General features: G+C 67.3%; 17 protein-coding genes. 9 read left to right on the top strand and 8 right to left on the bottom strand.

The genetic code is table 11. From position 1 onward, the window contains the following. Positions 1-20: 20 nt before the first annotated feature. The 3 genes from ABZO33_RS24635 to ABZO33_RS24625 all read right to left on the bottom strand — a co-directional run bounded on the left by ABZO33_RS24635 (position 21) and on the right by ABZO33_RS24625 (position 3,033). Positions 21-1,031: a formylglycine-generating enzyme family protein gene (locus tag ABZO33_RS24635; RefSeq protein ID WP_414538172.1), complete on the bottom strand. Its 1,011-nt coding sequence runs from the start codon at positions 1,029-1,031 to the stop codon at positions 21-23. Positions 1,032-1,096: 65 nt separating this feature from the next. Continuing rightward, positions 1,097-1,990 (bottom strand): VOC family protein, encoded by an 894-nt coding sequence (locus ABZO33_RS24630; protein ID WP_414538171.1) that lies wholly within the window; start codon positions 1,988-1,990, stop codon positions 1,097-1,099. Then, a complete protein-coding gene (locus ABZO33_RS24625; protein ID WP_414538170.1) occupies positions 1,990-3,033 on the bottom strand; it encodes a methyltransferase in 1,044 nt (347 codons plus the stop codon). The genes ABZO33_RS24630 and ABZO33_RS24625 overlap by 1 nt, the downstream gene beginning before the upstream one ends. Positions 3,034-3,343: 310 nt before the next feature. Here ABZO33_RS24625 and ABZO33_RS24620 point away from each other — a divergent pair, with 310 nt between their 5' ends. Continuing rightward, on the top strand, positions 3,344-3,988 hold the full coding sequence (locus tag ABZO33_RS24620; protein WP_414538169.1) for a helix-turn-helix transcriptional regulator: 645 nt from the start codon (positions 3,344-3,346) through the stop codon (positions 3,986-3,988). A gap of 31 nt (positions 3,989-4,019) precedes the next feature. On the opposite strand, the gene ABZO33_RS24615 is transcribed toward ABZO33_RS24620, so the two are convergent. Beyond that, positions 4,020-10,361 (bottom strand): amino acid adenylation domain-containing protein, encoded by a 6,342-nt coding sequence (locus ABZO33_RS24615; RefSeq protein WP_414538168.1) that lies wholly within the window; start codon positions 10,359-10,361, stop codon positions 4,020-4,022. Between the two features lie 419 nt (positions 10,362-10,780). Here ABZO33_RS24615 and ABZO33_RS24610 point away from each other — a divergent pair, with 419 nt between their 5' ends. Together ABZO33_RS24610 and ABZO33_RS24605 are read left to right on the top strand one after the other, a co-directional pair. After that, positions 10,781-11,533 carry a helix-turn-helix transcriptional regulator gene (locus ABZO33_RS24610; protein ID WP_414538167.1) on the top strand — a complete coding sequence of 251 codons (753 nt, stop codon included), beginning with the start codon at positions 10,781-10,783 and terminating at the stop codon, positions 11,531-11,533. A gap of 16 nt (positions 11,534-11,549) precedes the next feature. Further along, entirely contained in the window at positions 11,550-12,980 is a 1,431-nt protein-coding gene (locus ABZO33_RS24605; RefSeq protein ID WP_414538166.1) for an efflux transporter outer membrane subunit, read from the top strand. On the opposite strand, the gene ABZO33_RS24600 is transcribed toward ABZO33_RS24605, so the two are convergent. After that, complete coding sequence (locus ABZO33_RS24600; protein WP_414538165.1) at positions 12,950-13,702, bottom strand: AraC family transcriptional regulator; 753 nt, start codon at positions 13,700-13,702, stop codon at positions 12,950-12,952. The genes ABZO33_RS24605 and ABZO33_RS24600 overlap by 31 nt on opposite strands. 88 nt (positions 13,703-13,790) lie before the next feature. Next, a complete protein-coding gene (locus ABZO33_RS24595) occupies positions 13,791-14,228 on the bottom strand; it encodes a PACE efflux transporter (protein ID WP_050705876.1) in 438 nt (145 codons plus the stop codon). A 316-nt stretch (positions 14,229-14,544) separates the two neighbouring features. Between ABZO33_RS24595 and wecB the strand changes: the two genes are divergently transcribed. The 5 genes from wecB to ABZO33_RS24570 all read left to right on the top strand — a co-directional run bounded on the left by wecB (position 14,545) and on the right by ABZO33_RS24570 (position 22,929). Next, on the top strand, positions 14,545-15,699 hold the full coding sequence (gene wecB / locus ABZO33_RS24590) for a non-hydrolyzing UDP-N-acetylglucosamine 2-epimerase (RefSeq protein ID WP_414538164.1): 1,155 nt from the start codon (positions 14,545-14,547) through the stop codon (positions 15,697-15,699). Then, a complete protein-coding gene (gene nrfB, locus ABZO33_RS24585; protein ID WP_414538163.1) occupies positions 15,696-17,870 on the top strand; it encodes a cyclic di-3',5'-guanylate-activated glycosyltransferase NrfB in 2,175 nt (724 codons plus the stop codon). Before wecB ends, nrfB begins: the two co-directional genes overlap by 4 nt. Then, the gene (locus ABZO33_RS24580; protein ID WP_414538162.1) at positions 17,867-20,869 is read left to right on the top strand and encodes a phage receptor; all 3,003 of its coding nucleotides are present in this window, start codon (positions 17,867-17,869) and stop codon (positions 20,867-20,869) included. The genes nrfB and ABZO33_RS24580 overlap by 4 nt, the downstream gene beginning before the upstream one ends. After that, positions 20,869-21,708, top strand: coding sequence for a DUF4434 family protein (locus ABZO33_RS24575; RefSeq protein WP_414538161.1), 840 nt, complete (start codon positions 20,869-20,871; stop codon positions 21,706-21,708). The genes ABZO33_RS24580 and ABZO33_RS24575 overlap by 1 nt, the downstream gene beginning before the upstream one ends. Before the next feature lie 135 nt (positions 21,709-21,843). Continuing rightward, positions 21,844-22,929 (top strand): diguanylate cyclase domain-containing protein, encoded by a 1,086-nt coding sequence (locus tag ABZO33_RS24570; RefSeq protein WP_414538160.1) that lies wholly within the window; start codon positions 21,844-21,846, stop codon positions 22,927-22,929. 102 nt (positions 22,930-23,031) lie between these two features. On the opposite strand, the gene ABZO33_RS24565 is transcribed toward ABZO33_RS24570, so the two are convergent. Next, positions 23,032-24,330: an ATP-binding protein gene (locus ABZO33_RS24565; protein ID WP_414538159.1), complete on the bottom strand. Its 1,299-nt coding sequence runs from the start codon at positions 24,328-24,330 to the stop codon at positions 23,032-23,034. 6 nt (positions 24,331-24,336) lie between these two features. Then, positions 24,337-25,038: a response regulator transcription factor gene (locus tag ABZO33_RS24560; protein ID WP_062360827.1), complete on the bottom strand. Its 702-nt coding sequence runs from the start codon at positions 25,036-25,038 to the stop codon at positions 24,337-24,339. Positions 25,039-25,196: 158 nt separating this feature from the next. Between ABZO33_RS24560 and ABZO33_RS24555 the strand changes: the two genes are divergently transcribed. Then, entirely contained in the window at positions 25,197-26,372 is a 1,176-nt protein-coding gene (locus tag ABZO33_RS24555) for an efflux RND transporter periplasmic adaptor subunit (RefSeq protein ID WP_414538158.1), read from the top strand. The last annotated feature ends 7 nt before the right edge of the window (positions 26,373-26,379 follow it).

Raw genomic sequence — 26,379 nt, 5'->3', positions numbered from 1 at the left:
TTGCACGGAAGACGAAAAACTCAGTTGTGGTTTTCAACCAGGCGAAAGCCCATGACGTAGATCGGTCGCGGGTAACGCCCGTGGCGGCGCGCGGTGCGCGCCAGGTCGCGGAAACGGGTGAAGCTGCCACCGCGGGCCACGCGGTGGGTGCCGACATCGAGCACCAGGTCGTCCTCGATGCGCGGGCCGCCGGGGTAAGGCTGGTAGTCCTCGGCAACGTACTCCTCGACGTTGCCGGCCATGTCCAGCACCCCGAACGGCGAGGCGGCGTCGCTGAACACGCCGACCGGCGTGCTGTCCAGGTAGCCCAGCTCGGCGGTGTTGGCATGCTCGACCTGGTAGGCATCGCCCCAGGGGAACTGGCGCCCTTCGGGGCCTGCGGCGGCATACTCCCACTGCGCCTCGCTGGGCAGGGCGAAGCGCCGGCCGGTACGCTCGCTGAGCCAGCGGGCATAGGCATCGGCATCGCTGGCCGAGACGCTGTACACCGGGTGGTTGGCATGGTGCCGTGGGTAGCGGCCGAAGGCCCAGCCGTCGGGAATGCCGGTGTGACCGCTGTCGAGCAGGAACTGGCGATACTCCTGGTGCGTCACCGGGAAGCGGGCGATGCGGAACGCCGCCAGCTCGACCGCGTGGCGCGGGGTCTCCTTGTCGATCCAGCTGCGGTCCAGACCCAGCCCGTCGAACTGGTCCATCACCTGCGTCACCGCGCCTGGGTCCAGGCCGATGTGCACCCGCGCCGCGGGAATGTCGATCATGTCCGGGGCGAAGGTGTCGATGCGTGGATCACCACGCAGCGCCAGCACCTCGCCGGCGCCGATGCGGCGCGCCAAAGGCTGGCGCTGCTGTTCCAGAATCGCCAGCAGGACATCCAGCGGAGCCTGCAGCAGATCGGCGAACGCCTCGCCGACCTGGGCCTGCAGGGGATGCTCCTGGTACTGCTCGGGATAGCCCATCAATGCCCGGTCGCTGACATCCTTGGGCAGCGGGCTGGGCAGCCGTGGCCAATGCCACTGTTTGTAGCTGTTCATGCGAATACCTGCCTGGGCACACGCCTGCACGCGCAAAGGCGCGGCAGGTGTGTGACGACGTGGGGTCAGAGACGGTCGAGGAGCAACCGCGGGTTGCTTTCGATCATCTCCACTTCGGCGCTGTACACCTCGATCACCAACCCATCAGGGTCTTCGAAGTACACGGCGCTGCGCACGTTGTCCGGCCCATGGTGATAACCCGGGGCCGGGCCATTGCCCTTGACCAGCTTGATGGTGCCGGCGGCGGTGACCTGGTCGGCAATGCGCCTTACATCCTCGGGCAGTGCCCGTATGCCGATGTGGTAGCCGGCCGGGTAGCTGAACGACTCGCTCTGCTCGATGAAGAAGTCGAAGCCGTTAAGCTCCATGACTGCCTTGCGCGGGCCGAGGTTGTAGCAGTAGTTGGCGCCGAGGATATCGCTGTAGAAGGCCTTGGACGCCTCCAGGTCGCGGGTCAGGATGTTCACGTGGTTCATTTCCGGGCGCTGCCTGGCCCGCGCCGCCTCGTCCAGCCCCAGGCCGTCGAGAGAGCGCCACAGCTTGGTCGCCGCGGCGAACTTGGCGAAGCCCGCCAGCCAGTCCTTGATCACCACCCCGGGCACCTGCCCGCTGGCGATATCCAGCGGGTACGGGTAGAGGAAGCCCTGGCTGGCCTGCTGCCACTGGGCGATCACCCCCGTGGCGGACGGCAACTGCGCCAGCGTACCTTGCACCCGTACCAGCACCAGCGCGGTATTACGGCACAGCCCGGCGGCCTCGCTGAGCAGGGTGTTCAGCGCTGCCGGGGGCGTGGCACTGTCGAGCAGCAGGCAGACCGCGTCCACCGGCCCCTGGCCGGCCGGCTTCTGGCTGACCTGCAGGCTGAAACCCGCTGCCGCCGCGGCGCTGCCCAGATTGTCCAGGGCCTGGGCCGCCGCGTCACCGAGCGGCGCGGCGTGCAATGCCAATAGACGCAACATCAGGCAGCCCTCCGCCCGATCAGCAGGGTATAGCGGCCGATCGGCTCCTGCTCCACCGTGAGCCCCGCCGCTGCCATGCTGTCGATCAGGTAGCGGCTCGGATGCAGTTCGCCGTTGGCCGTGTTGAGCATCATGTGCAGGGAGAAGTCGGCCGACAGGGCCGGATGAATCTCATCGTCTTCAAGGGCCATGCTCAGCACCAGCAGCGCGCCGTCGCCCTCGACCATGCCGGCGGCACCGGCAATCAGGGTGCGCACCTGCTCGCGGGTGAAATAGTGCAGGCAGTCGTTGAGCATCACCACATCGGCGCGCTCGCCCTGGTACTGGGCCAGGTCCAGCAGGTTGCGGGCATGGAAGCCCAGGCGCTCGTCGAGCCGGTACTTGGCGAAGGTGGCCGCGGCCGCCTCGCGGGTGGGCTCCAGGTCCCAGACCTCGCCCTTGACCTGCGGATGGCGGCTGGCGATCTCGGCCAGGTAGGTACCGTGGCCACCGGCCAGGTCGATCACCCGATGGGCCTTGTCGAACAGCGGCAGGTCGCGCAGCACGTCGACCATGGGCTGGCTGAAACGGACCATGGCGTCGTTGAAGGCATCGCGGGCCGCCAGGTCGTGCTTGAAGCGATTTTCCTGCTGGAAGTCCAGCGAAGCGCGGCTGCGCAGGACTTCGTCCAGGCGTGGCCAGTTGTGCCATTGCAGGCGCTGGTGGTCGATGATCGGGCCGATGAACTCGGCGCTGTCGCTGACCAGGAAACGCTGGCTCAGCGCCAGGTTCTCGAAGCCTTGGGCGGTGCGCTTGAGCAGGCCCATGGCCACCAGCGCGTTGAGGAAGATACGGCCCTTGTTCGGCACCCAACCCAGCGCATCGCTCAATGCCTCGGCACCGACGGGTTGGCGGGTGTGGTCGAACACGCGCTGGGCCAGCGCCGAATGCAGGATGGCGGACTGACGGTACTGGTCGGAGAGCTTCACCAGGTCGACCACGCTCTGCAGGCTGCTCACTTCATCGGCGTGTTCATAGATGGTCACGGGTTTCTGGGCATTCATGCACTCACATCCCTGTCGAGTTGTTGTTGATGGGCCCATGCCCGGCATTTGCCAGCAAGGTGTTGACGCACTTGCACGCACCCCTCCCTGGGACCGGCAAGCACAGGCTCCGCAGATCAGCCTAGACGCGGATCAAATAAATACAACTAATACCTTTTATATTTTTATCGCATATGAATTTTCTCATCGATAATCGTTCGCCTTGCACAAATCACCGCGAATCCGGGCTATCCTTCGCCCACTTGCCTGCGCAAAGGATGGCCCAGGAGAGTGCCCGATCCGCTCATTCACGCCCGGTTTCCAGCGCTCCATGACCTCGACCACCGTAGATTCGAACTGCACCGCCGACCGCATCCTGTTCCTGCTCAAGACCCGCGGGCCGCTCAAGACCGCCGACCTTGCCCAATTGCTCGCCATCACCTTCGAAGCCACCCGCCAGCAGGTGCAGAAACTGCAGGCGGCCGAGCTGATCAGCGGCATCAGCGTGCCGGCCAAGGGCGCCGGGCGGCCCTCGCAGAAATGGACGTTGACCGCCACCGCCCAGCGTCGCTTCCCCGACTCCCACAGTGTGCTGACCCTGCAACTGATCGAGAGCGTCGAGCAGGTGTTCGGCAGCGACGGCGTCGACCGCCTGATCAGCCGCATGGAAGACAGCAACAGCCGCGAGTACCAGCAAGCCTGCGTGGGAGCCGAAAGCCTGGAAGACAAGGTGCGTATCCTCGTGCAACTGCGTGAACGCGCAGGCTACATGGCCGAGATCCAGGCCGACGGCGACAACTGGCTGATCGTCGAGAACCACTGCCCGATCTGTATCGCCGCCACCCGTTGCCAGGGGTTCTGCCGCAGCGAACTGCAGGTGTTCCAGGCGGCGATCGGCGAGCAAGGGCTGGTGGAGCGCTGCGAGCACCTGATCTCGGGGGACCGGCGCTGCGTCTACCGCATCTCGCCGAAGTAGTCCCCCACGCAGTGCCCGTCACGCGACGCTATCAGATCCGCCGCCTGCCCTTCAGCAGCGGGACGGTGGTCTGGGCGATCTCCACCTGCACCTGCTCGCGGCGGGTATTGGCCGCCAGTTCCGCCAGCGTCGGCTGGCTGAACAGCAACCGCGCATCGGCGTGCAGGCCGGCCTGGCGCATGCGCGCGACCAGGCTGACCGCCAACAGCGAATGCCCGCCCAGTTCGAAGAAGTTGTCGTCGCGACCGACCTGCTCGATCTTCAGCACTTCGGTCCAGATCTGCGCCAAGGCCTGCTCCAGCTCATCGCGCGGTGCCTGATAGGCCCGGCTGATCACCGCCGCAGCGTCCGGCACCGGCAAGGCGTTGCGATCGACCTTGCCATTGGCGCTCAGCGGCAGCTCGGCCAGCAGCACGTAGGCCGACGGCACCATGTAGGCCGGCAGGCGCGCCAGCAGGTAGGCGCGCAACGCTTCCAGCGCGGGCACGTCGTGGTTATCGCGGCAGCTGGCATAGGCCACCAGGCGATCATCGCGCACCAGCACCACGGCCTGGCCCAGGGCCGGGTGGCTCGCCAGCAGGGCCTCGATCTCGCCCGGCTCGATACGCAGGCCATTGAGCTTGACCTGGAAATCGTTGCGGCCAAGGAACTCCAGCTCGCTATCGACGCGGTAACGCACCAGGTCGCCGGTGCGATACAGCCGGTCACCGGCCACGAACGGGCTGGCGATGAAGCGCTCGGCCTGCAGCGCCGGCAAGTTCAGGTAGCCACGGGCCACGCCGATACCGCCAATGTACAGCTCGCCGGCGCACCCCATGGGCACTGGGCGTTCATTGGCGTCGAGCACATACAGGCGGGTGTTGCCGATCGGCCGCCCGATCGGTGGGGCGACGACGGGCAGTGGTTGCCGCGGTTCCAAGGTCCAGGCGGTGCTGTCGACAGTGGCCTCGGTGGGGCCATAGACATTGTGCAGGCGCACCTGGGGCAGTCGCTCGCGCACGCGCCGCGCCAGTGCCAGGGTCAGTTCGCCGCCACCGCAGAACAGATCGCGCAGGCTGGTGCAGCGCTCCACGCCCGGGGTGTCGAGGAATGCATGCAACAAGGCCGGCACGAACTTCACGGTGGTTACCCTGCGGGCCTGGATCAGTTGCGCCAGGTAGGCCGGGTCACGGTGACCGTCGGGACGCGCCAGCACCAGGCGCAGCCCGGCGCACAACGGCCAGAACAGCTCCCATACCGAACCGTCGAAGCTGAACGGTGCCCGTTGCAGCAACGCATCATCGGGCTGCGGCGGGCACAGGTCGCTGCCCCAGCGCATCAAGTTGCACAGCCCACGGTGCTCGACCATCACGCCCTTCGGCGTGCCGGTGGTGCCCGAGGTATACATGACATAGGCCAGGTGCCCGCCGCCAAGCTCCGCCAGCGCGGGCGCCTGGTCGCTGTGCGCCTGCCAGGCGCCCTGGTCCAGGTCCACCAGCGGTGTTGGCTGGCCATCGAACAGGCCACGGGTGGCGCCCTGCACCAGCAGCGCCAGCGGTGCGCTGTCGGCCAGCAGGTAGTGCAGGCGCTCGTCGGGGTAGTCGGGGTCCAGCGGCACATAGGCACCACCGGCCTTGAGCACGCCCAGCAGGCCGACGATCAACGCCACGCCGCGCTCGAGGCATACGGCGACCCGGGTGTCGGGCCGCACACCAAGGCCGATCAAGTGGTGCGCCAGGCGATTGGCCTGGGCGTCGAGCTCGCGGTAAGTCAGTTGCATCTGCTCGGTCTGCAGTGCCACGGCATCCGGCGCACGCCTCACCTGGGCGGCGAACAAAGCAGGCAGATGCGGGTACCCAGGGTCCAGCGCCAGCTCGGTGGCGTTGACGGTCTCCAGCAGGTAGCGACGCTCGTCCTCCGGCAAGGTCGACAGCGAGTCGAGCGCCACCGTGGCGTCGCCGGTCAGTGCCTCGGCCAAGGTCCGCAACGCGCACGACACATGCCCGAGCACGCGCTCGGCGCCCAGCTCAAGGGGTGCGCGCACACTCAGGCGCAAAGTGTCGCCCTGCTCGTCCACGGTCAGCACCAGGGCATGGCTGTGCACCTCGCTGGCTTCGAGCAGTGTCACGCCCGGCAACGACGCAGCCTGCGCCGCGCCATGCCGATAATTGAGCAGGCTGTCGAACAGCGCCACGCCGGCCGGCAGGCCGCTGCACCGCTGGGCCAGGACCAATGGCGCGTCCTCGTGCCCGAGCAGCGCCGCCAGTTGGCTGTGGGTAGCGGCCAGGGCCTGGGCCACGCTACGCCCGGCCAGCGTCACCCGCAGCGGCAGGCTGTTGATGAACATGCCCAGCGCCCGGTCGGCACCCTCACCGGCCATCACCCGGCCCAGCAGCACGCTGCCGAAGACCACCTCGTCACGGCCGCCCAGCGCCCCCAGTACCTGCGCCCAGGCCAGGTGCATCAGGCTGCCCAGGCCAACGTCGTGCTTGCGCGCACACTGACGCAGGGTGGCGGCCAGGGCCTCGGGCACGATGACGGCGCAGGTCTCGACCTGCGCCAACCCTTGCGGCCCCTCAGCCATGCCGGCCAGCCGGGGCGGCGCCTCCACCCCGGCCAGGGCCTCGCGCAGGTAGCGTTCATGGCCCGCCTGCCGGCCCTCATCGCGGCTCAGCGCAACATAGTTGCGGTAAGCCACCGGAACAGGCAGTGCATGGCCGTCGCCTGCCATCAGCGTCGCCAGCTCGGCGAGCAGCACCTGCACCGAGACGGCATCGTTGACCAGGTGGTGGAAATGCAACAGGCCGAGCCAACGCGCATGGGCGCTGTCCTCGACACAGGCCAGAGCCATCATCGGCGCCTGGCGCAAGTCCAGCCGCAGCCCCTGCTCGCGCAGCCGCGTGGCCGCGTCGCCCGGGCCGGGCCCGAGCACGCTCAACGGCAGCCACGCCTGGCGCCACACCACCTGCTGGGGCTGTGCCAGGCCTTCCCAGGCCAGGCTGGTACGCAGGATGTCGTGGCGTTCGATGACCCGGGCCAAAGCCTGGTTGAACGCCTCCAGCGCCGCCCTGCTGTCGAAGGCGAACAGCGCCTGCTGCAGGTAGGGATCGCGCTCGTCGGTGAGGTGGTGATACAGCAGCCCCTCCTGCAATGGCGCCAGGGGGTAGATCTCCTGCACATTGACCGCGCCGCCCGGAACCGTGCCGACGATGTGGTCGATGCTGGCCTGGTCGAGGTGGGTCAAGGCCAGCATCTCGGGGGTGATGCGCTGGCAACCCGGCGCCACGCGGTTGGCCGGTACCGCTTGCGCGGGGGCGCTGCCCAGCGATGCGGCGAGGCTGGCCAGGGTCGGCTGGCCGAACAGCACCTGGGCATCGGCGTGCAGCCCTGCCTGGCGCATGCGCTCGATCAGGCGTACCGCCAGCAGCGAATGGCCCCCCAGTTCGAAGAAGTGATCATGCCGACCGATCTGCTCTACCTCCAGCAGCTCGGCCCATAGCGCGGCCAGGCGCTGCTCGAGCTCGCCCTCGGGCGGTTCGTGGGTGCGCCGCACCGAAGCGTCGCTGCCCGGCGCCGGCAGGGCGCGGCGGTCGAGCTTGCCATTGGCGGTCAGCGGCCAGGCCGCCATCGCCACATAGGCCGATGGCAGCAATGCCGCGGGCAGGCGCTCGCGCAGGTGCGCGTGCAGGTCCAGCGGGGTCAGAGCCTGCCCGGCGACATACCAGGCCACCAGTTGCCCGTCGCGCAGCAGTACCACGGCCTCGCGCACGGCCGCATGGCTGGCCAGCGCGCTCTCGATCTCGCCCAGCTCCACCCGCACACCACGGATCTTCACCTGGTCATCGCCGCGGCCGAGGTATTCCAGGGTGCCCTCGGGCAACCAGCGCACCAGGTCCCCTGTGCGGTACATCCGCGCGCCAGGCTGCTGGGTGAACGGGTCGTCGAGGAAGCGTTCGGCGGTGAGTTCGGGGCGGTTCAGGTAGCCACGGGCGACCCCCGCGCCACCAATGTACAACTCGCCCACGGCGCCCACCGGCAGTTGCCGGCCCTGGGCGTCCAGCACGTACAGGCGCGCATTGGCCACCGGCGCGCCGATATGCAGCACCTGCCCGGGGTGCACCTCGCCAGCACTGGCAACCACCGTGGCCTCGGTCGGGCCGTAGTTGTTGATGATCCGACAACCTCGCTCACGCGCCAGGCGCCGCAGGCGATCGCCGCCGACCAGCAAGGTCTGCAAGGTCGGGTGTGCCTCGCCCTGGGCGAAGGCGTGTTCGGCCACGGGCGTGGGCAGGAAGCTGACCTGCAACGGCTGGGCGCGCCACCAGCGCAGCAGCGCATCGATGTCCTCGCCCCCCTCGCCCACTGGCGCCAGGTGCAGCGTCGCGCCGGCGCACAGGGCTGGCCAGACTTCCCAGGCCATGGCATCGAAGCCGAAACCGGCCAGGCTGGAGGTATGGCTGCCAGGGTGCAGATCGAAGGCGGCGCAGTGCCAGTCGACCAGGTTGGCCAGCATGCGGTGCTCGACCATCACGCCCTTGGGTTGCCCGGTGGAGCCGGAGGTGTAGATCACGTAGACCAGGTTGGCGCCGGACAGCCGCTCTACCTGGGGGTTGGCCAGCCCAGCCGTGGCCGCTGGCAGGCGGTCCAGCTCGATCACCGGCACGTTCGTGGCCGGTAGCCGGTCACGCAAGCCGGAGAGAGTCAGCACCACCTTCGGCGCACAGTCTTCGATCAGGTACTGCAGGCGCTCGCTCGGGTGCGCCGGGTCCACCGGCACATAGGCCGCGCCGGCCTTGAGCACCGCCAGCAAGCCGACCAGGGTGTCCAGGCCACGGCGGGCGAGCACCGCCACCCGCTGCTCTGGCAGCACGCCCATGGCCAGCAGTTGCGCGGCCAACTGGTTGGCGCGATCGTTCAACTCGCCGTAACTCAGGCTGCGCCCCTGATGCACGGCGGCCGTCGCCTCGGCGCGGGTTGCGGCCTGGGCCTCGATACGGCGGTGAATCAAGGCCGGGCCCTCGGGGTCCTGGGCGGTGGCGTTCCACTGACGCAGGCGCTGGTGTTCCTCGGCCAGCAACAGGTCGTAGCTGTCGATGCCCGCCTGAGGTTGCTCGAGCCCTTGGGCCAGCACGTGAAGCAAGCGCGTGCTGAACACTTCGACGTCCTCGGATGCCAGCCAGGCCTGGTTGTACACCAGGTGCAGCCAGGCCTTGCCATTGTGCGGGTTGCTGCGCAGGTAGAGCGATAACGGCGTGGGTTCGTGGTCGTTGCACACCTTGACGCTGTGCGCACCGAGGCTGCCGTAACGCAAGTCGTGGCCCTCTTCCTCATAGGACACAGTGATCTCGAACAACTGCCCACGCCCTTCACGGGACAAGCCCAGCGCACGGTTGAGTTCGCTCAGCGGCAAGCGCTGGTGGCGCAGGTCGCGCTTCAGGGTGTCGCCAATGCGCCGCACCAGCTCGGCAAAACTCAAGGTCCTGCCGAAGTCCATGCGCAACGCATTGACCTGGGCGAACATTCCCTGCGTCGCCTTGGCCCGGGCATTGCCGCGATTGCGCACCGGCAAGCCGATCACCCAGTCGTCACGCTGCCAGGCCCGGGCGCAGCAGACATGCAGCGCCGCCAACAGCACATGCAAGGGCGACCCCTGCAGCTCGGCGGCCAGTTGCTGCATGCGCGCCAGCAGCCTGGTGTCGAAGCTGCGTTTCAGCGCATTGCTCGGCGTGGCGCTGGCGGGCAGCCCCTGTTCGCGTGGCCTGAGCAACGCATCGGGCAGTGCCTGGTATTTGTCCAACCAGTAGGCGAGGTCGCGCTGCTGGCGTGCCGAGCCCTGATACGCCAGGTCGTCCTCGATGAAAGCCTGGTAGGACGGCGCCGCGTCCGGCAACGCCAAGCCCTGCTCAAGCCAACCGTAGTATTGCCCCAACTGGTAGACGAACTGCTCCAGGCCCCAACCGTCGAAGATCAGGTGGTGGCCTTGCAGGACCAACAGGCTGCGCCGCTCGCCCAGGTGAAGCAGCGCCATGCGCACCAGTGGCCCGCGGTCGAGAACGAAGCGCTGTTGCAGCAACCTCTTGATCAGCTCCTGCGCCTCCTCGAACGGCGAGCCGTGGTCGCGCAGGTCGTGCTCATCCAGCGCGACCCGCACGTCGCAGGCGAAGCGCTGGCGCGCCAGGCCATCGCCACCGGCCTGGGGCACCAGCACCGTGCGTAGCCCGTCGTGCACGCGGACCAGATGGTCGAGCGCCTGGCTCAATAGCCCGCTGTCCACTCGGCCATCGAGCTCGACATAACCGCCGACATTGTAGAGCGGAGAATCGCCATGGCTGATCTGGTCGAGCCAGATGTCGCGCTGGGCGCAGGTCAGGGGAAAGGTGTCGGCGGCGGACATGGCGTGGATCTTCCTTGAAACGGGGTCGTCCGCGGATTCAAGCACCCACCCCGGCCCCTGTATGGCCCCCCAAACCCGGACAATGGCAGGGGCCATTTTGCTCGACCTGAACCTGCGGAATTTTTTGTAGGACATTGACGCTAGCGGGCAACCGGCAGTGACCTACCCCTGTGAGCGAGCGCGGCAAACGCCGTCGATCTGGCCGCTTATTGACGCCAATTGTCCGACAATCCTGCGTTCCGTAAGGCACACAAGGGGAAAAACACCGACTTTTCTTGTCGGATTAATTGGCATTTCCTGTCCCCGCTTTCCGCTACAGACGCAGGCTCGGAGCCTGCTATTCAATAGCGCCAAGCCCCAGCACAGAGAGGACTCGACCGCGAGACCCGCCGCGTTACCGGATCAAGGAAGACACGCACATGAAGCTGATCGACAGCCTCGAACACTGCCACGACCCGCACCTGTACCTGCAACTGGGGGCACTGGTTGCCAGCACCGGCGATGGCACCTTCGCCGAACAGATGCTCCAGCTGATCGGCAACCAGGTGCCGATCCATCGGCTCGACCTCAGCGAGTGGACCCTCGACAGCGATCAGGCCAGCATCCGCCAGGTCAAGGTGCTGGGCAGTGCCGGCCGCCCCGAGGAAGCACCGCTTCAGGAGCCCCTGCGCCACCCCCTGCTGCAAAGCATCATGCGCATGGAAGACCCGCTGCTGATCCAGATAAACGCCCCCGTGCACCAGTGCAACCTGGTATCGCGCAGCGGTAACCGGCGCTGGGTCATCTGCTGCCAACGGCTGCGCAGCGAGGGGATGTTCTCCCTGGCCGAGCTGTCGCTGCTCAAGCGCCTGTCTGACACGCTGCTGCCGTTGGTCGAACATCACGCCCAGCTGTTCCTGCAGGCGGCCAGTCGCCGCCCGGGCGGCCTGCTGCCCGATGAGGCCGGGTCGCTGCGCCAGGTGTTCACCGAGCGCCTGGAACAAGAGGCTATTCGCCTGTCCAGCCGCGAGCAGGAGGTGTGCATCGGCCTGCTCACCGGCGGCACCGTGCCGCAGATGGCCCAGCGCCTTAACGTGAAGAGCAGCTCGATCGAGACCTACCTCAAACGCGCCACCGCCAAGCTCGGCGTCAGCGGACGCCACGGCCTGGCCCGCTGGATGGCCGGCACCTGAACCCAGAGACCCTGCCATGTCGCGAATCACCCTGCCCTTGCTTGCCCTCGTTTTAACCGGCTGCAGCCTCGCCCCTGACTACCAGCGCCCGCCCTCGCCCAGCGCCGAACAATACCCCACGGGCGTCGCCTACCGGGGCGGGCCGCCCTCCACGGACGTGCCCGGTGAATGGCGCGGGGTGTTCCACGACCCGGTGCTGCGCCAGTTGCTCGACACCGCGTTGACCAACAACCGCGACCTGCGCGTGGCCGTGCTCAACGCCGAGGCCTACCGTGCCCAGTACCGCATCCAGCGCGCCGAACTGCTGCCGAAGATCGCCGCCAATGCCCAGGGCACGCGCCAGTATCTGCCCCGGCGGCGTACCGGTGGCGAGGGCGTGATCAGCACCCAGCAATCGGCCACCGTCGGCATCAGCGCCTACGAGCTGGACCTGTTCGGCCGCCTGCGCAGCCTCAGCGACCAGGCGCTGCTGACCTACCTGGCCACCGACGAAGCCCGGCGCGGCGTCGAGCTCAGCCTGATCAGCAGCGTTGCCGGCGCCTACCTGACCTGGCGCGCCGACCAGGAGTTGCTGGCCCTGTCGCGCCAGACCTTGCAGGCCGACGAGAAAAGCCTGCGCCTGACCCAGCGCCAGCGCCGCACCGGCACGCTGTCGGCGCTCGACCAGATCCAGGCCACCACCCGCGTCGACAGCACCCGCGCCGCCGTGGCGCGCTATACCCGCCTGGCCGCCCAGGATCTCAACCAGTTGCAGCGCCTGGTCGGCGCGCAGGTCGATGAGCACTTGCCGCCCCTGCCCCTGGCCGACGAGCAGATTGCCCGGGTGCCGGCCGGCCTGCCCGCCGACCTGCTGCAACGCCGGCCCGATATCCGCCAGGCCGAGTACCAGTTGCAGGCCGCCAACGCCAACATCGGCGCGGCACGGGCGGCGTTCTTCCCGAGCATCAGCCTGACCGCCAACGCCGGCAGCAGCAGCCGCCAGCTGGCCGACCTGTTCGATGCCGGCACCGGCAGCTGGCTGTTCCAGCCGCAAGTGAACCTGCCGCTGTTCAATGCCGGCAGCCTGCGCGCCAGCCTCGACTACGCCAAGCTGCAAAAGGACATGCAGGTGGCGCGCTACGAAAAATCGATCCAGACCGCCTTCCAGGAGGTGGCCGACGGCCTGGCGGCGCGCACTACCTACCAGCAGCAGCTGCAGGCCCAACGCGACCTGGTCGAGGCCAGCCAGCGCTACCACGACCTGGCCGAGAACCGCTACCGCACCGGCATCGACAGCAGCCTGACGTTCCTCGATGCGCAGCGCTCGCTGTTCAGCGCCCAGCAAGGCCTGATCAGTGATCGCCTGGCGCAGTTGCTGGCCGAAGTGAATCTGTTCACCGCGCTGGGCGGCGGCTGGGACGAAGCACCGGGGCTGGCCTACCAGCGCTCGGCGGTCCTGCCGAAGTAGACCGATGGCGACACCCCGAGGGTACGGCGGAACATCGCGCTGAACGCGCTGGGGCTGTCGTAGCCCAGGTCCAGCGCCACCTCCAGCACCGACTGTCCGGCCGCCAGGGCATCCAGGCTGGCCAACAGGCGCATGCGCCGCAGCCACTGCACCAGGCTCAGGCCGGTCTCGCGCTGGAAGGCGCGGGTCAGGGTACGCGGGTTCAGGCCGCTGTGGGCCGCGGCGCGGGCCAGGCCCCAGTCTTCGGACGGCGCCTGGCGCAGTGCTTCGCACAACCTTTGCAGGTGCGCCGAATGCGGGCTTGGCACATGCAGGGCGAACACCGGCAGCACGCGGATCTCGTCGAGGATAAGTTGCATGATCCGCGCCTCGCGGCCTTGCGCCGGATGATCGGGGGCGATGTCCATGGCGCGGATGATCAACTCGCGCAGCAACGGCGAGATCTCGATCACCTGGCACTGGCGCGGCAGGTCCGGTCGCGCGCCCGGGTCGACGAACAGGGTGCGCATGCGCACCACGCCGGCCATGCGCAGCTCGTGTTCGACGGCTGCCGGTACCCACACGCCCCGACCGGGGGGGACCACCCAGTTGCCCTCACGGGCACTGACCGTGACCACACCGCTGATGGCATGGATCAGCTGGGCGCGGTCATGGCAGTGCAGGGCGATGTGCTCGCCATGGCGGTAGTTCTCGGCGAGCGGCAGGATGATCGGGCGCGGCATTGATGCGAGCCTGGCAATGTTGAATGGGGATTATTGGCGATGCGGGGAGCAAAGGGGAATCCCGCAGGTTTGTGCGAAAAGCCCCGAATCAGCAGCCCTTCGCCACTTCCTGCGCCGAGACCGGCACATCGAAAACCTTGTCGAAGCCCCACTGGAACACGAACGCATAGACGAAGAAGAACACGAACAACGCCAGGTTGGTGACCAGCGCCGCCCACAGGCCGATATCCAGCCAGTACGCCACCAGCGGCAGCAGGATCAGCACCAGCCCACCCTCGAAACCCAAGGCATGCAGCAGGCGCCGCAGGAAGGTGCGGCTGCGCTGGTGCTGGCGCGCCTCCCAGCGCTCGAAGGCCCAGTTGTAGGCCATGTTCCAGCTCATGGCGATACCGGACATGAGGATCGACAGCACGGTCGACTGGGCCATGCCCGCGCCAAACGCCAGCTCCAGTGCCGGTGCCACGCAGGCCACGGCGATGGCCTCGTAAAGGATGGCCTGGACGACCTTGCGCGCCTTGCCTTGCATGTTCAGCTCCCTGAAGAAAAGACCTGCAAAACTACAAGAAGAAAGCTTCGAGCAAAAGTCAGAAATACTTTATTGACTGACCGTTCAATCAAGAAAAGCTAGCATAAACGTTTCCGCAACACCTAACCCTGGCGCTCGGCAAGCACATTCTCGCCGACACGACCCCCTCTGCGTGACCCTTCAGCCAAGGCCTGCACCGCACTGTCCGGGGCACGCCGCGTATTGGACAACCCTGCGATCGGCTGCTTGTATCTATGACTGCAAGCGGCGACACGTCGTACAACTTCGTCCAGGGAATCGAACGAGGAACTACACGATGGCTTACACCGTGATGATGGTTTTCGGCACCCGCCCCGAAGCGATCAAGATGGCTCCGCTGGCCCGCGTCCTGCGCGACTGGCCAGAGGTCGACCTGCAAATCTGCTCCACCGGCCAGCACCGCGAAATGCTCGAACAGGTCCTTACCGCCTTCGGCCTAACGGTCGACCAGGACCTGCAGGTGATGACCCAGAACCAGACCCTCAATGGCCTGGCCCGCGACCTGCTGGACAAGCTCGACCAGGCCTACGAACAGGTCAAACCGGATATCGTCCTGGTCCACGGCGACACCACCACCAGCTTCATCGCCTCGCTGGCTGCCTTCCACCGTCACATTCCCATCGGCCATGTCGAGGCCGGCCTGCGCACCGGCAACCTGCAGCAGCCCTGGCCCGAGGAAGCCAACCGACGCTTGACCGGCGTGCTCGCCGAACTGCACTTCACCCCCACCCGCGACTCCGACGCCAACCTGATCCGCGAAGGCGTGCCGCCCGAGCACATCGAGGTCACCGGCAACACGGTGATCGACGCCCTGCTGTGGATGCGCGACAAACTGCACAAGGACAACTGGCGACCCGCCGCCGACTCCCCGCTCAATGTGCTGCGCGACGACCAGCGCATGGTGCTGATCACCGGTCATCGCCGGGAGAACTTCGGCAGCGGCTTCGAACGCATCTGCCTGGCCCTGGCCGAACTGGCCCTGCGCTACCCGGACGTGCAGTTCCTCTATCCGGTGCACCTCAACCCGCAGGTGCAGCACGCGGTGTACAGCGTGCTCTCGGGCCGCGACAACATCCACCTGGTCGCGCCCCAGGACTACCCGCACTTCGTCTGGCTGATGAACCGCGCCCACATCATCCTCACCGACTCCGGTGGCGTGCAGGAAGAGGCCCCCGCGCTGGGCAAGCCGGTGCTGGTGCTGCGCAAGGTCACCGAGCGCCCCGCAGTGCTCAAGGGTGGCACGGTCAAGCTGGTCGGCACGCTCACCGAGCGCATCGTCCAGGAGACCAGCCAGCTGCTCGACGACCCGGTCGCCTATGAGCGCATGGCGCGGGTCTACACCCCCTTCGGCGACGGCCACGCCAGCGAGCGCATCGCCGAGCGCCTGAGCCGCTGGTTCGCCGAGCAATCCGCCGCACGGGACAACGCATGAGCCTGGCCTTCATCGATTTCCTCACCTACGTCCTGTTCGGCCTGAAGATCCTTGCCATCATCCTGGCAACACTGATGTTCCTGCTGGGCCTGGATGACCTGTTCATCGACCTGTGCTACTGGGGCCGCAAGCTGATCCGACGTTTCCGGATCTACGACAAGTTCGACAAGGCCGACGAAAAGCGCCTGTTCGAGGTGCCGGAAAAGCCCCTGGCGATCATGGTGCCGGCCTGGAACGAGGTCGGCGTGGTCGGCGAGATGGCGCGCCTGGCCGCCTCGACCATCGACTACGAGAACTACCAGATCTTTGTCGGCACCTACCCCAACGACCCGCAGACCCAGGCCGACGTCGACGCCGTGTGCCTGCACTACCCCAACGTGCACAAGGTGGTCTGCGCCCGCCCCGGCCCTACCAGCAAGGCCGACTGCCTGAACAACATCATCGACGCCATCCTGCGTTTCCAGCAGGACGCGCGCATCGAGTTCGCCGGGTTCATCCTGCATGACGCCGAAGACGTCATCTCGCCCATGGAACTGCGCCTGTTCAACTACCTGCTGCCGAACAAGGACATGATCCAGATCCCGGTATACCCCTACGCCCCGGAATGGAAAGGTTTCACCGCCGGCCACTACGTCGACGAGTTCGCCGAGAACCACGGCAAGGACGTCATCGTGCGCGAGGCGCTCACCGGCCAGGTGCCCAGCGCCGGGGTCGGCACCTGCTTCAGCCGCCGGGCCATCAGCGCGCTGCTGGAGGACGGCGACGGCATCGCCTTCGATGTGCAGAGCCTGACCGAAGACTACGACATCGGCTTCCGCCTCAAGCAGAAAGGCATGAAGTGCATCTTCGCCCGCTACTCCATCACCGACCCGGCGCTGGCCCTCAAACAGGCGTGGCGCCCCGGCATGAGCCGCGAGTTCGCCCAGGTGATCTGCGTACGCGAGCATTTTCCCCGTGACTGGCAGCACGCCATCCGCCAGAAATCGCGGTGGATCGTCGGCATCGTGTTCCAGGGCACCAGCAACCTCGGCTGGAGCCGCAAGGGCGCGCTCAACTATTTCCTCTGGCGCGACCGCCGCGGGCTGTTCGCCTACCTGCTGAGCTTCCTGGTCAACCTGTTGCTGCTGGTGCTGCTGGCCATGTGGCTGGTCACGGTGATCGCGCCGCAGTCGTGGCGCTTCATGTCGATCCTCAGCGACAGCACGCTGCTCAGCACCTTGCTGTGGCTCAACGGCCTGCTGCTGTTCAACCGCCTGTTCCAGCGGTTCTGGTTCGTCACCCGCTACTACGGCGTCTTCGAAGGCCTGCTCTCGGCACCGCGGATGATGTGGAGCAACTTCGTCAACTTCTTCGCCAACCTGCGCGCCCTGCGCCAGGTGATGGAGATGGGCGATTCGCGGCGGGTGGCCTGGGACAAGACCACCCACGAGTTCCCTGCCCTCGCCGCGCCGGCACGCACGCCGCTGGGCCATCGCCTGGTGGAGAAAGGCCTGATCAGCGAAGAACAGCTGGAGCAGGCCATCACCAGCCCGGTACGCCGGCGCCTCGGGCGCGAGCTGCTGCTGCGCGGCTGGCTCACCAGCGAACAGCTGGTCGAGACCCTCGCCGAGCAACTGGACCTGCCCTGGGCACCGCTCAATCCGTTCAAGATCGCCCCGGCGCTGATCGCCAAGCTGCCGCGCAAGCTCGCCACCCACTACGGCGTACTGCCGGTGGACGAAGACGGCGACACCCTGGTGCTGGCCAGCGAAAGCCCGGTCAGCCAGGTCTCGCTGGGGGTCATCAGCCGCCAGCTCAAACGCCCGGTGCGTGCCCGCCTGGCGCCGCAGGGGCGCGTGACCCTGGGCCTGCGCTATCACTACCCGAGCCCTTGGCAGAAACCCGAGACCCGGGAAATGCTCGAGATACTCGAACGCCACCAGGACGATGGCGCGCTGCTGGAGCGGGTCGGCACCCATCAGGTGATGCTCGGTTCGCTGCTGCAGGTGCGCGGCATGGTGCCGGTGACCCTGTTCAACCAGGCCCTGATCGACTTCAACCCTGAGCAGCAGAGCCTGGGCGAGCACCTGATCGCCCGCGGCATCATCACCGAGGAGGTGCTGCAGCAAGCCCTTGCCGAGCAGGCCAGCGAACAGCAGGCCGCCTACGACCTGACCCGGGAGGTGGCATGACGCCGCGTCTTTCCCTGACCTTCGCCAGCCTGTTGCTGTGTTCTTCTGCCCTGGCCGCGCCGACCAAGCCGATGACCGACTTCCAGCGCTTCACCAGCTACCCGTTCATGGAACGTGGCTATCGGGAGGCGCAGAAGGACAACTGGGCCGAGGTCGAGCGCCTGACCCGCCACGTACTGGGGCGCGTGCCGAACAACAACGAGGCCCGCGCCCTGCTGGCCGAGGCCCTGGCCCATCAACGGCGGTACAAGGAGGCCCAGGCCATTGCCGAAGACCTCGACGACAACCCCGAACACGCCGATGCCCTGCTGGAACTGCGCCTGACCTGGATCGAGCAGGACCCGCCGGCCGCGAGCCAGGTGGAGGCATGGCTCGCCGACAGCCATGGCCAGCAGCGCGTGCGCCTGTGGCAGGCCTACAGCGTCAGCCTGGCCAAGTTCGGCGGCGCGGCCAAGGCCCTGGAGTGGCTCAACCATCTGCCGGTACGCGACGATGGCATGGTGTTGCGCATGACCCGGGCCAACTTCGCCGAGCAGTTGCGCAACTGGGGCGAGACCATCGACCAGTTGCAACCGCTGGCCGACCAGGGCCAACTGCCCCCGCAGGACTGGCAGCGCCTGGCCAATGCATATATCCAGCAGGTCGATGAAAAGGGCCTGAACTCACTCCTGGCCAGCGCTCCTTCCCAGGAAGCGGCGACCCGCGCCCGCCTGGCCATGGCCAACCGCGCCATCGCCATGGGCCACAACCAGCAGGCCGAACGTTGGCTGCATAGCCTGCCCGCCGATCAACTGCAGCACCCCGAGCAGCGCCAGCAGCTGTGGGAGCTGGCCCGTGAAGGCGATGATGCGCCGCTGGTGCGCCAGCTGAGCAACGAACTGCAACGCCCGTGCCTGGAGACCGTCGACTGGCTGTCGCACAAGGACCTGAAGCTGGCCCGCGAGCAGCTTGGCCAATGCCAGGCCCGCGACAATCCGCGCAGCCATGCCATCCTCAGGCAACGCCTGTACGGCGACCCCGCGCAGCCTGCGCAACCGCGCACCGCGGCGCAGTGGGAGCAACGCTACCGACAGACTGGCGACCTCGCGGCCCTGGAACAAGCCAGCTTCATGCTGCTCGAAAGCGGCCAGAGCGAACGCGCCCGGCAGCTGCTCGACAACGCCTACGCGCGTCGCCAGGGCAGGCTGACGCCCTCGCTGCTGCAACGCCTGGGCAACCTCTATGCGCGCAACGACGGCCCGCTGGACGGCCCACGCATGCTTGCCCTGGCGCCACGGGTCGATGCCGTCACCCGTGGCCAGCTACTGGGCCGCCTGGCCGAAGCCGGCCAGTGCGAGGCCGTGCGCCAGGCCATCCCGGCCACCCCGGTCGAAGCCGGGCAGTATCGCGCCCTGGGGCGCTGCGCCATGCCTGATCAGCCTGGCGAAGCGGTGGTCTACTACCAGGCCGCCGAACGCCTGGGCGATAGCGGCAGTCGGCTGCCTCTGGCCTACGCCCTGGAAGCCTCCGGCGACTCCCAGGCGGCGCTGCCGATCTGGAACAGCCTGCCGGCCAGCGCCTGGACCGACAATGCGCGCCTGACCGCCGCCCGTGGCGCGCTCAACGCCGATGACGCCGACGCCGCCCGCCGCCACTGGGATGCGGCGGCGCACCAGAGTGCTGACGACTGGGCGCTGGGCGCCGCCATTGCCCAGCGCCAGGGCGACCCGCAGCAGGCCCTGGCCTTCCAGCGCGAAGCGCTGCGTCATGCCCCGCGCGCCGATCACTACTACGCTGCCGCCGGCACCGCCCAGCAGGCCGGCGACAGCGCCCAGAGCAGCGCCTGGCTGGCCGAGGCCGTGCGCCTGGCGCCGGACCAACCGCGTTACCGCGCCGACTACGGCATGCGTCTGGCGGGCTCGGCGGACAAGCAGCAACGCCGCCAGTCCATACCCTACCTGGAGCGCGCCAGCCGCGACTTCCCCGAGGACTACCGCCTGGGCGAGACCCTGGCCCTGCGCTACGACGAGGTCGAAGACAGCGCCTCGGCCCGCCGCGAGCTGCGCCGGGTGCTGGACGTGGAGCGCAACCTGGTCGACGGCGACGACGAGTACGGCAGCCTGGAGGCGCGCAAGTACCGCCAGCGTCGCGCCCATGAAGCCCTGTCGCGCCGCGACAGCATCACCCTGGCCAGCACCTGGTCGCCCGCCGGCACCTCGACCAACGACAAGTTCCTCGACACCGGCGAACGCAGCGGCAGCTCGCGCCGGGCCCGCTCGCAGAACGTGCAGCTGGCGATGTGGGACCACGCCCTGGGCGAGGAGCCCAGCCGCAATGGCAGCACCCTGTCGGTCTACGGCCGCGTGCTGTTCGGTGGCCAGAGCCGCACCGACTATGCGCAGAGCATGGGCACCGGCGTCGGCCTGCGCTACAAGCCGCTCGGCCAGGCCAACCTCAACCTGTACGCCGAGCTGTACCACCAGCGCCAGATCGACAGCACGCACTACAGTGGCCTGAGCCTGGGCGAACTGCTCAGCCCGGCCAAGGTCGGCGGCAACTGGGGCGACCTGCGTCACAACGCCGAGTCGAGCAACGACCTGCTGCTGCGCGCCACTGCTTCGTTCCTGGATCAGGGCAAGTACCGCAACGACTGGCGTATCGACGAGGACGACTGGGACGAGCGCTTCCTCTACCTCGACGCCGCCTGGTGGACCCGCGCCGGCGACCATGCCTGGCTGTCGCGCTTGCAGCAGGGCCATGCCTGGAAACTGCCGAGCCAGTCGCCGCAGACGATCATGCCCTACGGCTTCCTCGAGTTTTCCAGCCAGGACCCGAGCAACGACTGGCGCCAGGATGCCCGCGCCGGGGTCGGCGTGCGCTGGCAGTGGTGGTTCGACGACGACCGCTACAACGCCTATCGCGGCTCGCTGAAAGTACGCGCCGAGTATCAGCAGGCACTGGGCGGCAACCTCTACGAACGCGGCAACGGCGTGCTGCTGGGTGTGGAGATGAACTTCTGATGCGTAGCTTCCTGGCTCTCTGCCTGTTCATCCTTTGGCTACCCGCCCAAGCCGACCAGCGCCTGTTCTACCAGCCGCTCAACCGCGACGCGAACGTCACCCCGGCGCAGTGGCAAAACCTGTGGCGCGCCACCGTGGCCCAGGGTGGCAAGACCCTGATCGTGCAGTGGAGCGCCTACGGCGACAGCGACTTTGGAGGCTCCGAGGGCTGGCTGGCCGGGAGTCTGCGCGAGGCGCGGGCCCAAGGCCTGGAGCTGGTGCTGGGCCTGTACATGGACCCCGCCTACTATCAGCGCCTCGAACAACTCGACGGCGAAGGCCTGAACAGTTACTTCAAGGCGCAGCTGGGACGCTCGCTCACCCAGTACCAGCAGCTCAAGGCCGAATGGGCGCTGCCGGTGGCCGGCTGGTACCTGCCCATGGAACTGGACGACCTGCACTTTCGCGACCCGGCCAGGCGCGATGCGCTGCACACGCAATTGCAGGCGTTCAACCGGCAACTGGACAAGCCCCTGCATATCAGCGCCTTCAGCGCCGGCCAGTTGTCGCCGCGGGTCAATGGCGCGTGGCTGGAGCAGTTGGCCAGCCTTGGCCTGAACGTCTGGTGGCAGGACGGCGCCGGCACGAGCCGCCTGGCGCCGCTGGTACGCCAAGGCTACGAACAGGCCCTGCCCTGCCGGGTGGGCATCGTGCGCGAGGCGTTTCGCCAGGTCAGCAAGCCTGGCCAACCGTTCCGCGCCGAGCCTGCGCAGCCAGCGCTGAGCGCAGGTTGCCACGCCGAGTCCGTGTTCGCCCTGCGCTATCGACCCTGGGCCAGAGGGACGCTTTCCAGGGATTGAAACCAGCCACCTGAACGAACCTCGTCGCGGGGCAAGCCCGCTCCCACGAATAGCAGCACCCAACCTTTGTGGGAGCGGGCTTGCCCCGCGATAGGGCCGGCAAGAACAGCACAATAGCCGAGGGTATCCTCCAGCATGTACAAAACCCTCGAAGCCCACATCCGCCAACAAGTCGCTCCCGCCGCGCTGCGCGCCGAGTTCCGCCAGCACGAATTCGAGGCCATGCGCCGCTTCTGCCTGCTGATCTTCTGCATCGGCATCGCCATCTGGCTGGTCTTCGACCTGATCGTCAGCTACCTCGGCGGCCAGGGCTTCACCTGGCTGTCCGGGGCGTTCATCGCCCTGCTGTGCAGCCTCACCGTGGTCCTGGGCTTCACCCACAGGAGCCAGCATTTCGACGTGCTCAACCTGCTGTTCGTGGCCGTGATCACCGTGGCCATGCGCCTGGTGATCGAGGGCATCCCCATCGCCCTGCGCCCGGTATGGCTGGTGCTCGGGGTCTCCACCGTGCTGTACACCGTGTCGGTGCTGCCGGTGCGACGCTGGTCGTTTTTCTGCGCCATGGGCATCACCTGGATCATGCTCAATCCTTTCCTCCACACCCGCATCGAAGCCCTGGAGCTCGAAGGCGCGATGTTGATCAGCTACGCGGTATGCCTCAGTGGCCTGGTGATCTACAGCTACCTGCGCATCCGCCAGGCCAAGCTGCACAACTTCTACCTGACCAAGGTACTGCTGGAGCAGGCCTATATCGACGCGCTGACCGACATCCCCAACCGTCGCTCGTTCATGGCCAAGGCCGAAAAGCAGCTGCAACAGGCCGGCGAGCAGTACCTGGCGATGATCGACATCGACAACTTCAAGCAGGTCAACGACCGCTTTGGCCATGACATCGGCGACGAGGTGCTCAAGCGCGTGGCGGGGCATATAAAAGCGGCGATGACCGGCTACGAGATCGCCCGGCTGGGCGGCGAGGAATTCGCGATCTTCTTCCAGGGGTTGGATGGAACAGGCGCCGAGCAGCAAGTTGCGAGGCTGTGCCAGCGGGTACGCGAGGACCTTGGGGCACACCCGGTGACCATCAGCATCGGCCTGGCCCGGATCGATAGCGGCGATACCCTGAGCACGGCGCTGATCCGGGCGGACCAGGCACTGTACGAAGCCAAGCATACGGGCAAGGACCGCTTCGTGACCTGGTCGGAAAGCCTGCTTGGACAATGAACATCGCGGGGCAAGCCCGCTCCCACGCCAGCTCCATCACCTGCCTCCATCAGCAACGTGGGAGCGGGCTTGCCCCGCGATGAGGCCGGTCCAGGCGCTGCCTCAACCAGCGGGCAAGCGAATCCTGAACTGTGCGCCGCCCAGCGCCGACTGCGCCACGGTCAGCGTGCCGCCCTGCCCTTCGATGGCCCTTCGACTGATCGCCAAGCCCAAGCCGAAACCACCCGTGTTGCGATCACGGCTGCGATCCAGGCGGTAGAACGGCTGGAAGATCCGCTCACGCTCCTCGGCCGGAATGCCGATGCCGTCGTCCTCGACCGTCACCAGGCAGGCACCGTCCTCTTCCAGGCGCAGGCGCAGCAGCAGGCTTTCGTCGCAGTAGCGCATGGCGTTGCGCACCAGGTTCTGTACCGCGCGGGCGGTCAGCCGCGGATCGAGGACGAAGCGTGGTAGATCGGTGTCGCACTGCACCTCCCACTGGATGCCGCGATCGTCGAGTTCCTCGGCGAATCCGCCGAGCACGCTGTCCACCAGCTCGAGCAACGACACCTCGACCCGTTCACGGGCCTGGTCGGCGCTTTCCAGGCGGCTGTAGGACAGCAGCTCGAGGACCAGCTCGTCCAGCTCGCGCACATGGCCCACCAGCCCCAGCAAACGCTTGCGGCTGGCCGGCGGCACCTCGTCGAACAGCAGCACCAGGCCGAAGTCCAGGCGGGTCAACGGAGTGCGCAGCTCGTGGGACACCGCGTTGAGCAGTTCACGCTGCTGGTTGACGTGGCGCTCCAGGTCGCTGGCCATGGTGTCGAACACCCCGGCCAGCTCGCCGATGTTCGAGCGCGGCGAGATATGCGTGCGCTCGGACATCTCGCCACGCCCCAGGCGCCGCGCGGTATCCTTCAGGCGCTCCAGATCACGCCAGTGCGGCCATACCCACAGCAGCAGGCAGCCGAGCATGGCCGCGCCGATCAGCACGGTCACGCCCCAGGACAGCACGTTGATGTCCAGCGGGTCGTCCGGCGAGTGCAGGCGCACCAGCCAGCCCTCGCCGAGCGGCGCCAGCGCCGTTTCGTAGTAGCCCCAGTCGGCCAGGCGCACCACGTACAGGCTGTGCTCGAGCCGGGCCTTTTCCTCGCTGCTCAGCTCGGCGTCGTCCATGCGCAGCAAGCGCACCTCCAACGGCTTGAACGCCTCGGCCAGTTCCTTTTCCACCGTCGGCCACTGCTCCCGCGGCGCCTGCTGGAACTGGCGCACGATCAGGGTCTGCACGCCCTTGGCCTGGTCGAGGTTGTAGGCCATGAAGCGATCGTGGAACAGCCCGACGATGGCGTCCGGGATCAACAGCAAAGCACCGGCATAGGCGACGATGATCACCAGGTACAAGCGCACCAGGATTTTCAGCATGGCGTATCAGTACTCCCACTCGACGCGGCTGAACAGATAGCCCTTGCCCCACACGGTCTTGATCTTGCGCGCTTCACCGGCGCTGTCGTCGAAGCGCCGGCGCAGCTTGGAGATAGCCACGTCCACCGAGCGGTCGGTGCCGTTGAACTCGATGCCGCGCAACTGCTGGAGGATGCGGTCGCGGCTCATCACCTCGCCAGCATTGCGCGCCAGCACCACCAGCAGGTTGTACTCGCCGCTGGACAGTTCCACTTCCTCGCCGCGCCAGCTGACCGTGCGCTCGGCCAGGTCGATGCGCAGGCCGCCGACTTGGATCAGGTCACTGTCCAGGCGCGGCTCGTTGACGCTGCTGCGGCGCAGCAGCGTGCGCACCCTGGCCAGCAGCACGCGGGGCTCGCACGGTTTGGTGACGTAGTCGTCGGCGCCCATCTCCAGCCCCAGCACCTGGTCGTGGCTGTCGTCACGGGCGGTCAGCATGAGGATCGGCAGGCCCTGGCTCTCCTGGCGCAGCAGGCGGCACACCTGCAGGCCGTCGAGGCCCGGCAGCATCAGGTCGAGGATCACCAGGTCCGGCTTCTGCCGGCGGAACTCGTCCAGCACATGGTCGCCGCGGGCAATCACCCGGACATGGAAATCGTTGCGTTGCAGGTAGCTGGCGATCAGTTCAGACAACGCGCTGTCGTCTTCGACCAGGAGAATGTTCGGCATAAGGGGATTTGACGAAAGATTGAAGTAAGGCAGGATATAGAATCCCGCGCGGGCCACCGCCGATTGTTCACACTTTTTCACACACGCCCAACACAGCTTAACAGCCGCCACCCGAACGGCTGCTTTAGCATACGCTGGATCAAACCTGGAAGATCCGTATGTCCATTCCCTGCCCTTCGCGCCTGCGCCCCCTGGCGCTGCTGGCGCTGATGACCCTTTCCCTGGCCGGCTGCAACGACGCCGCCGAACAGGAAGAACAGACCCCGCCTTCCCAGGTGCGGGTCGAGACCCTGGCCGTGCAGCCACTGGCGATCAGCACCGAACTGAGCGGCCGCATCCTCGCGCCGCGTACCGCCGAGGTACGCGCTCGGGTAGCCGGCGTGGTGCTCAAGCGGGTGTACCGCGAAGGCAGCGACGTGAAACAGGGCGATGTACTGTTCCTGATCGATCCGGCGCCGTTCAAGGCCGACTTCGACAGCGCCCGTGCCACCCTGGCCAAGGCCGAGGCGACGCTGTACCAGGCGCGCCTGCAGGAGCAACGCTACCGTGAACTGGTCGACGACAAGGCGGTCAGCCGCCAGGAATACGACAACGCCCGCGCCGCCTTCCTCCAGGCCGACGCCGCGGTTGGCGAAGCCAAGGCGGCGCTGGAACGCGCGCGCCTGAACCTGGGCTACGCCACCGTCACCGCACCGATCTCCGGGCGCATCGGCCGCGCCCTGGTGACCGAGGGCGCGCTGGTCGGCCAGAGCGAGACCACGCCGCTGGCCACCATCCAGCAGTTGAACCCGATCCACGCCGACGTCACCCAGTCGACCCGCGAGCTCAATGCCCTGCGCCGTTCGCTGCGTGCCGGCGAGCTGCAGCAGGTGGGCCGCGACCAGGTCAAGGCCACGCTGATCCAGGACGATGGCAGCGCCTACCCGCTGGCCGGAAAGCTGCTGTTCTCCGATATCAGCGTCGACCCGAGCACCAACCAGATCACCCTGCGCAGCGAGTTCCCCAACCCGGACCTCGACCTGCTGCCCGGCAGCTATGTGCGCGTGCGCCTGGACCAGGCCGTGCAGCCCCAGGGCATCAGCGTGCCGCAACGCGCCATCCTGCGCGACAGCGCCGGGGTGCCCAAGGTGCTGCTGGTCGACCAGCAAGACCGCATCAGCGAACGCCAGGTGACCCTGGGCAGCGCCCAGGGCGACCGCTGGATCGTCAGCGAGGGCCTGGCCCCGGGTGATCGCGTGGTGGTCGAGGGCCTGCAACACGTCAAGGCCGGCGACCAGGTGCAAGTCGACGAACAACCAGGCGCCACCGCAGTCGCCCAACACAACGGCCAATGAGGGCCTG

This window comes from Pseudomonas sp. CAM1A (genome assembly GCF_047501685.1).
GTDB lineage: Bacteria > Pseudomonadota > Gammaproteobacteria > Pseudomonadales > Pseudomonadaceae > Aquipseudomonas.
The sequence above is the reverse complement of the archived record's forward strand: the minus strand, read 5'-3'. Positions and strand labels throughout refer to the sequence as shown.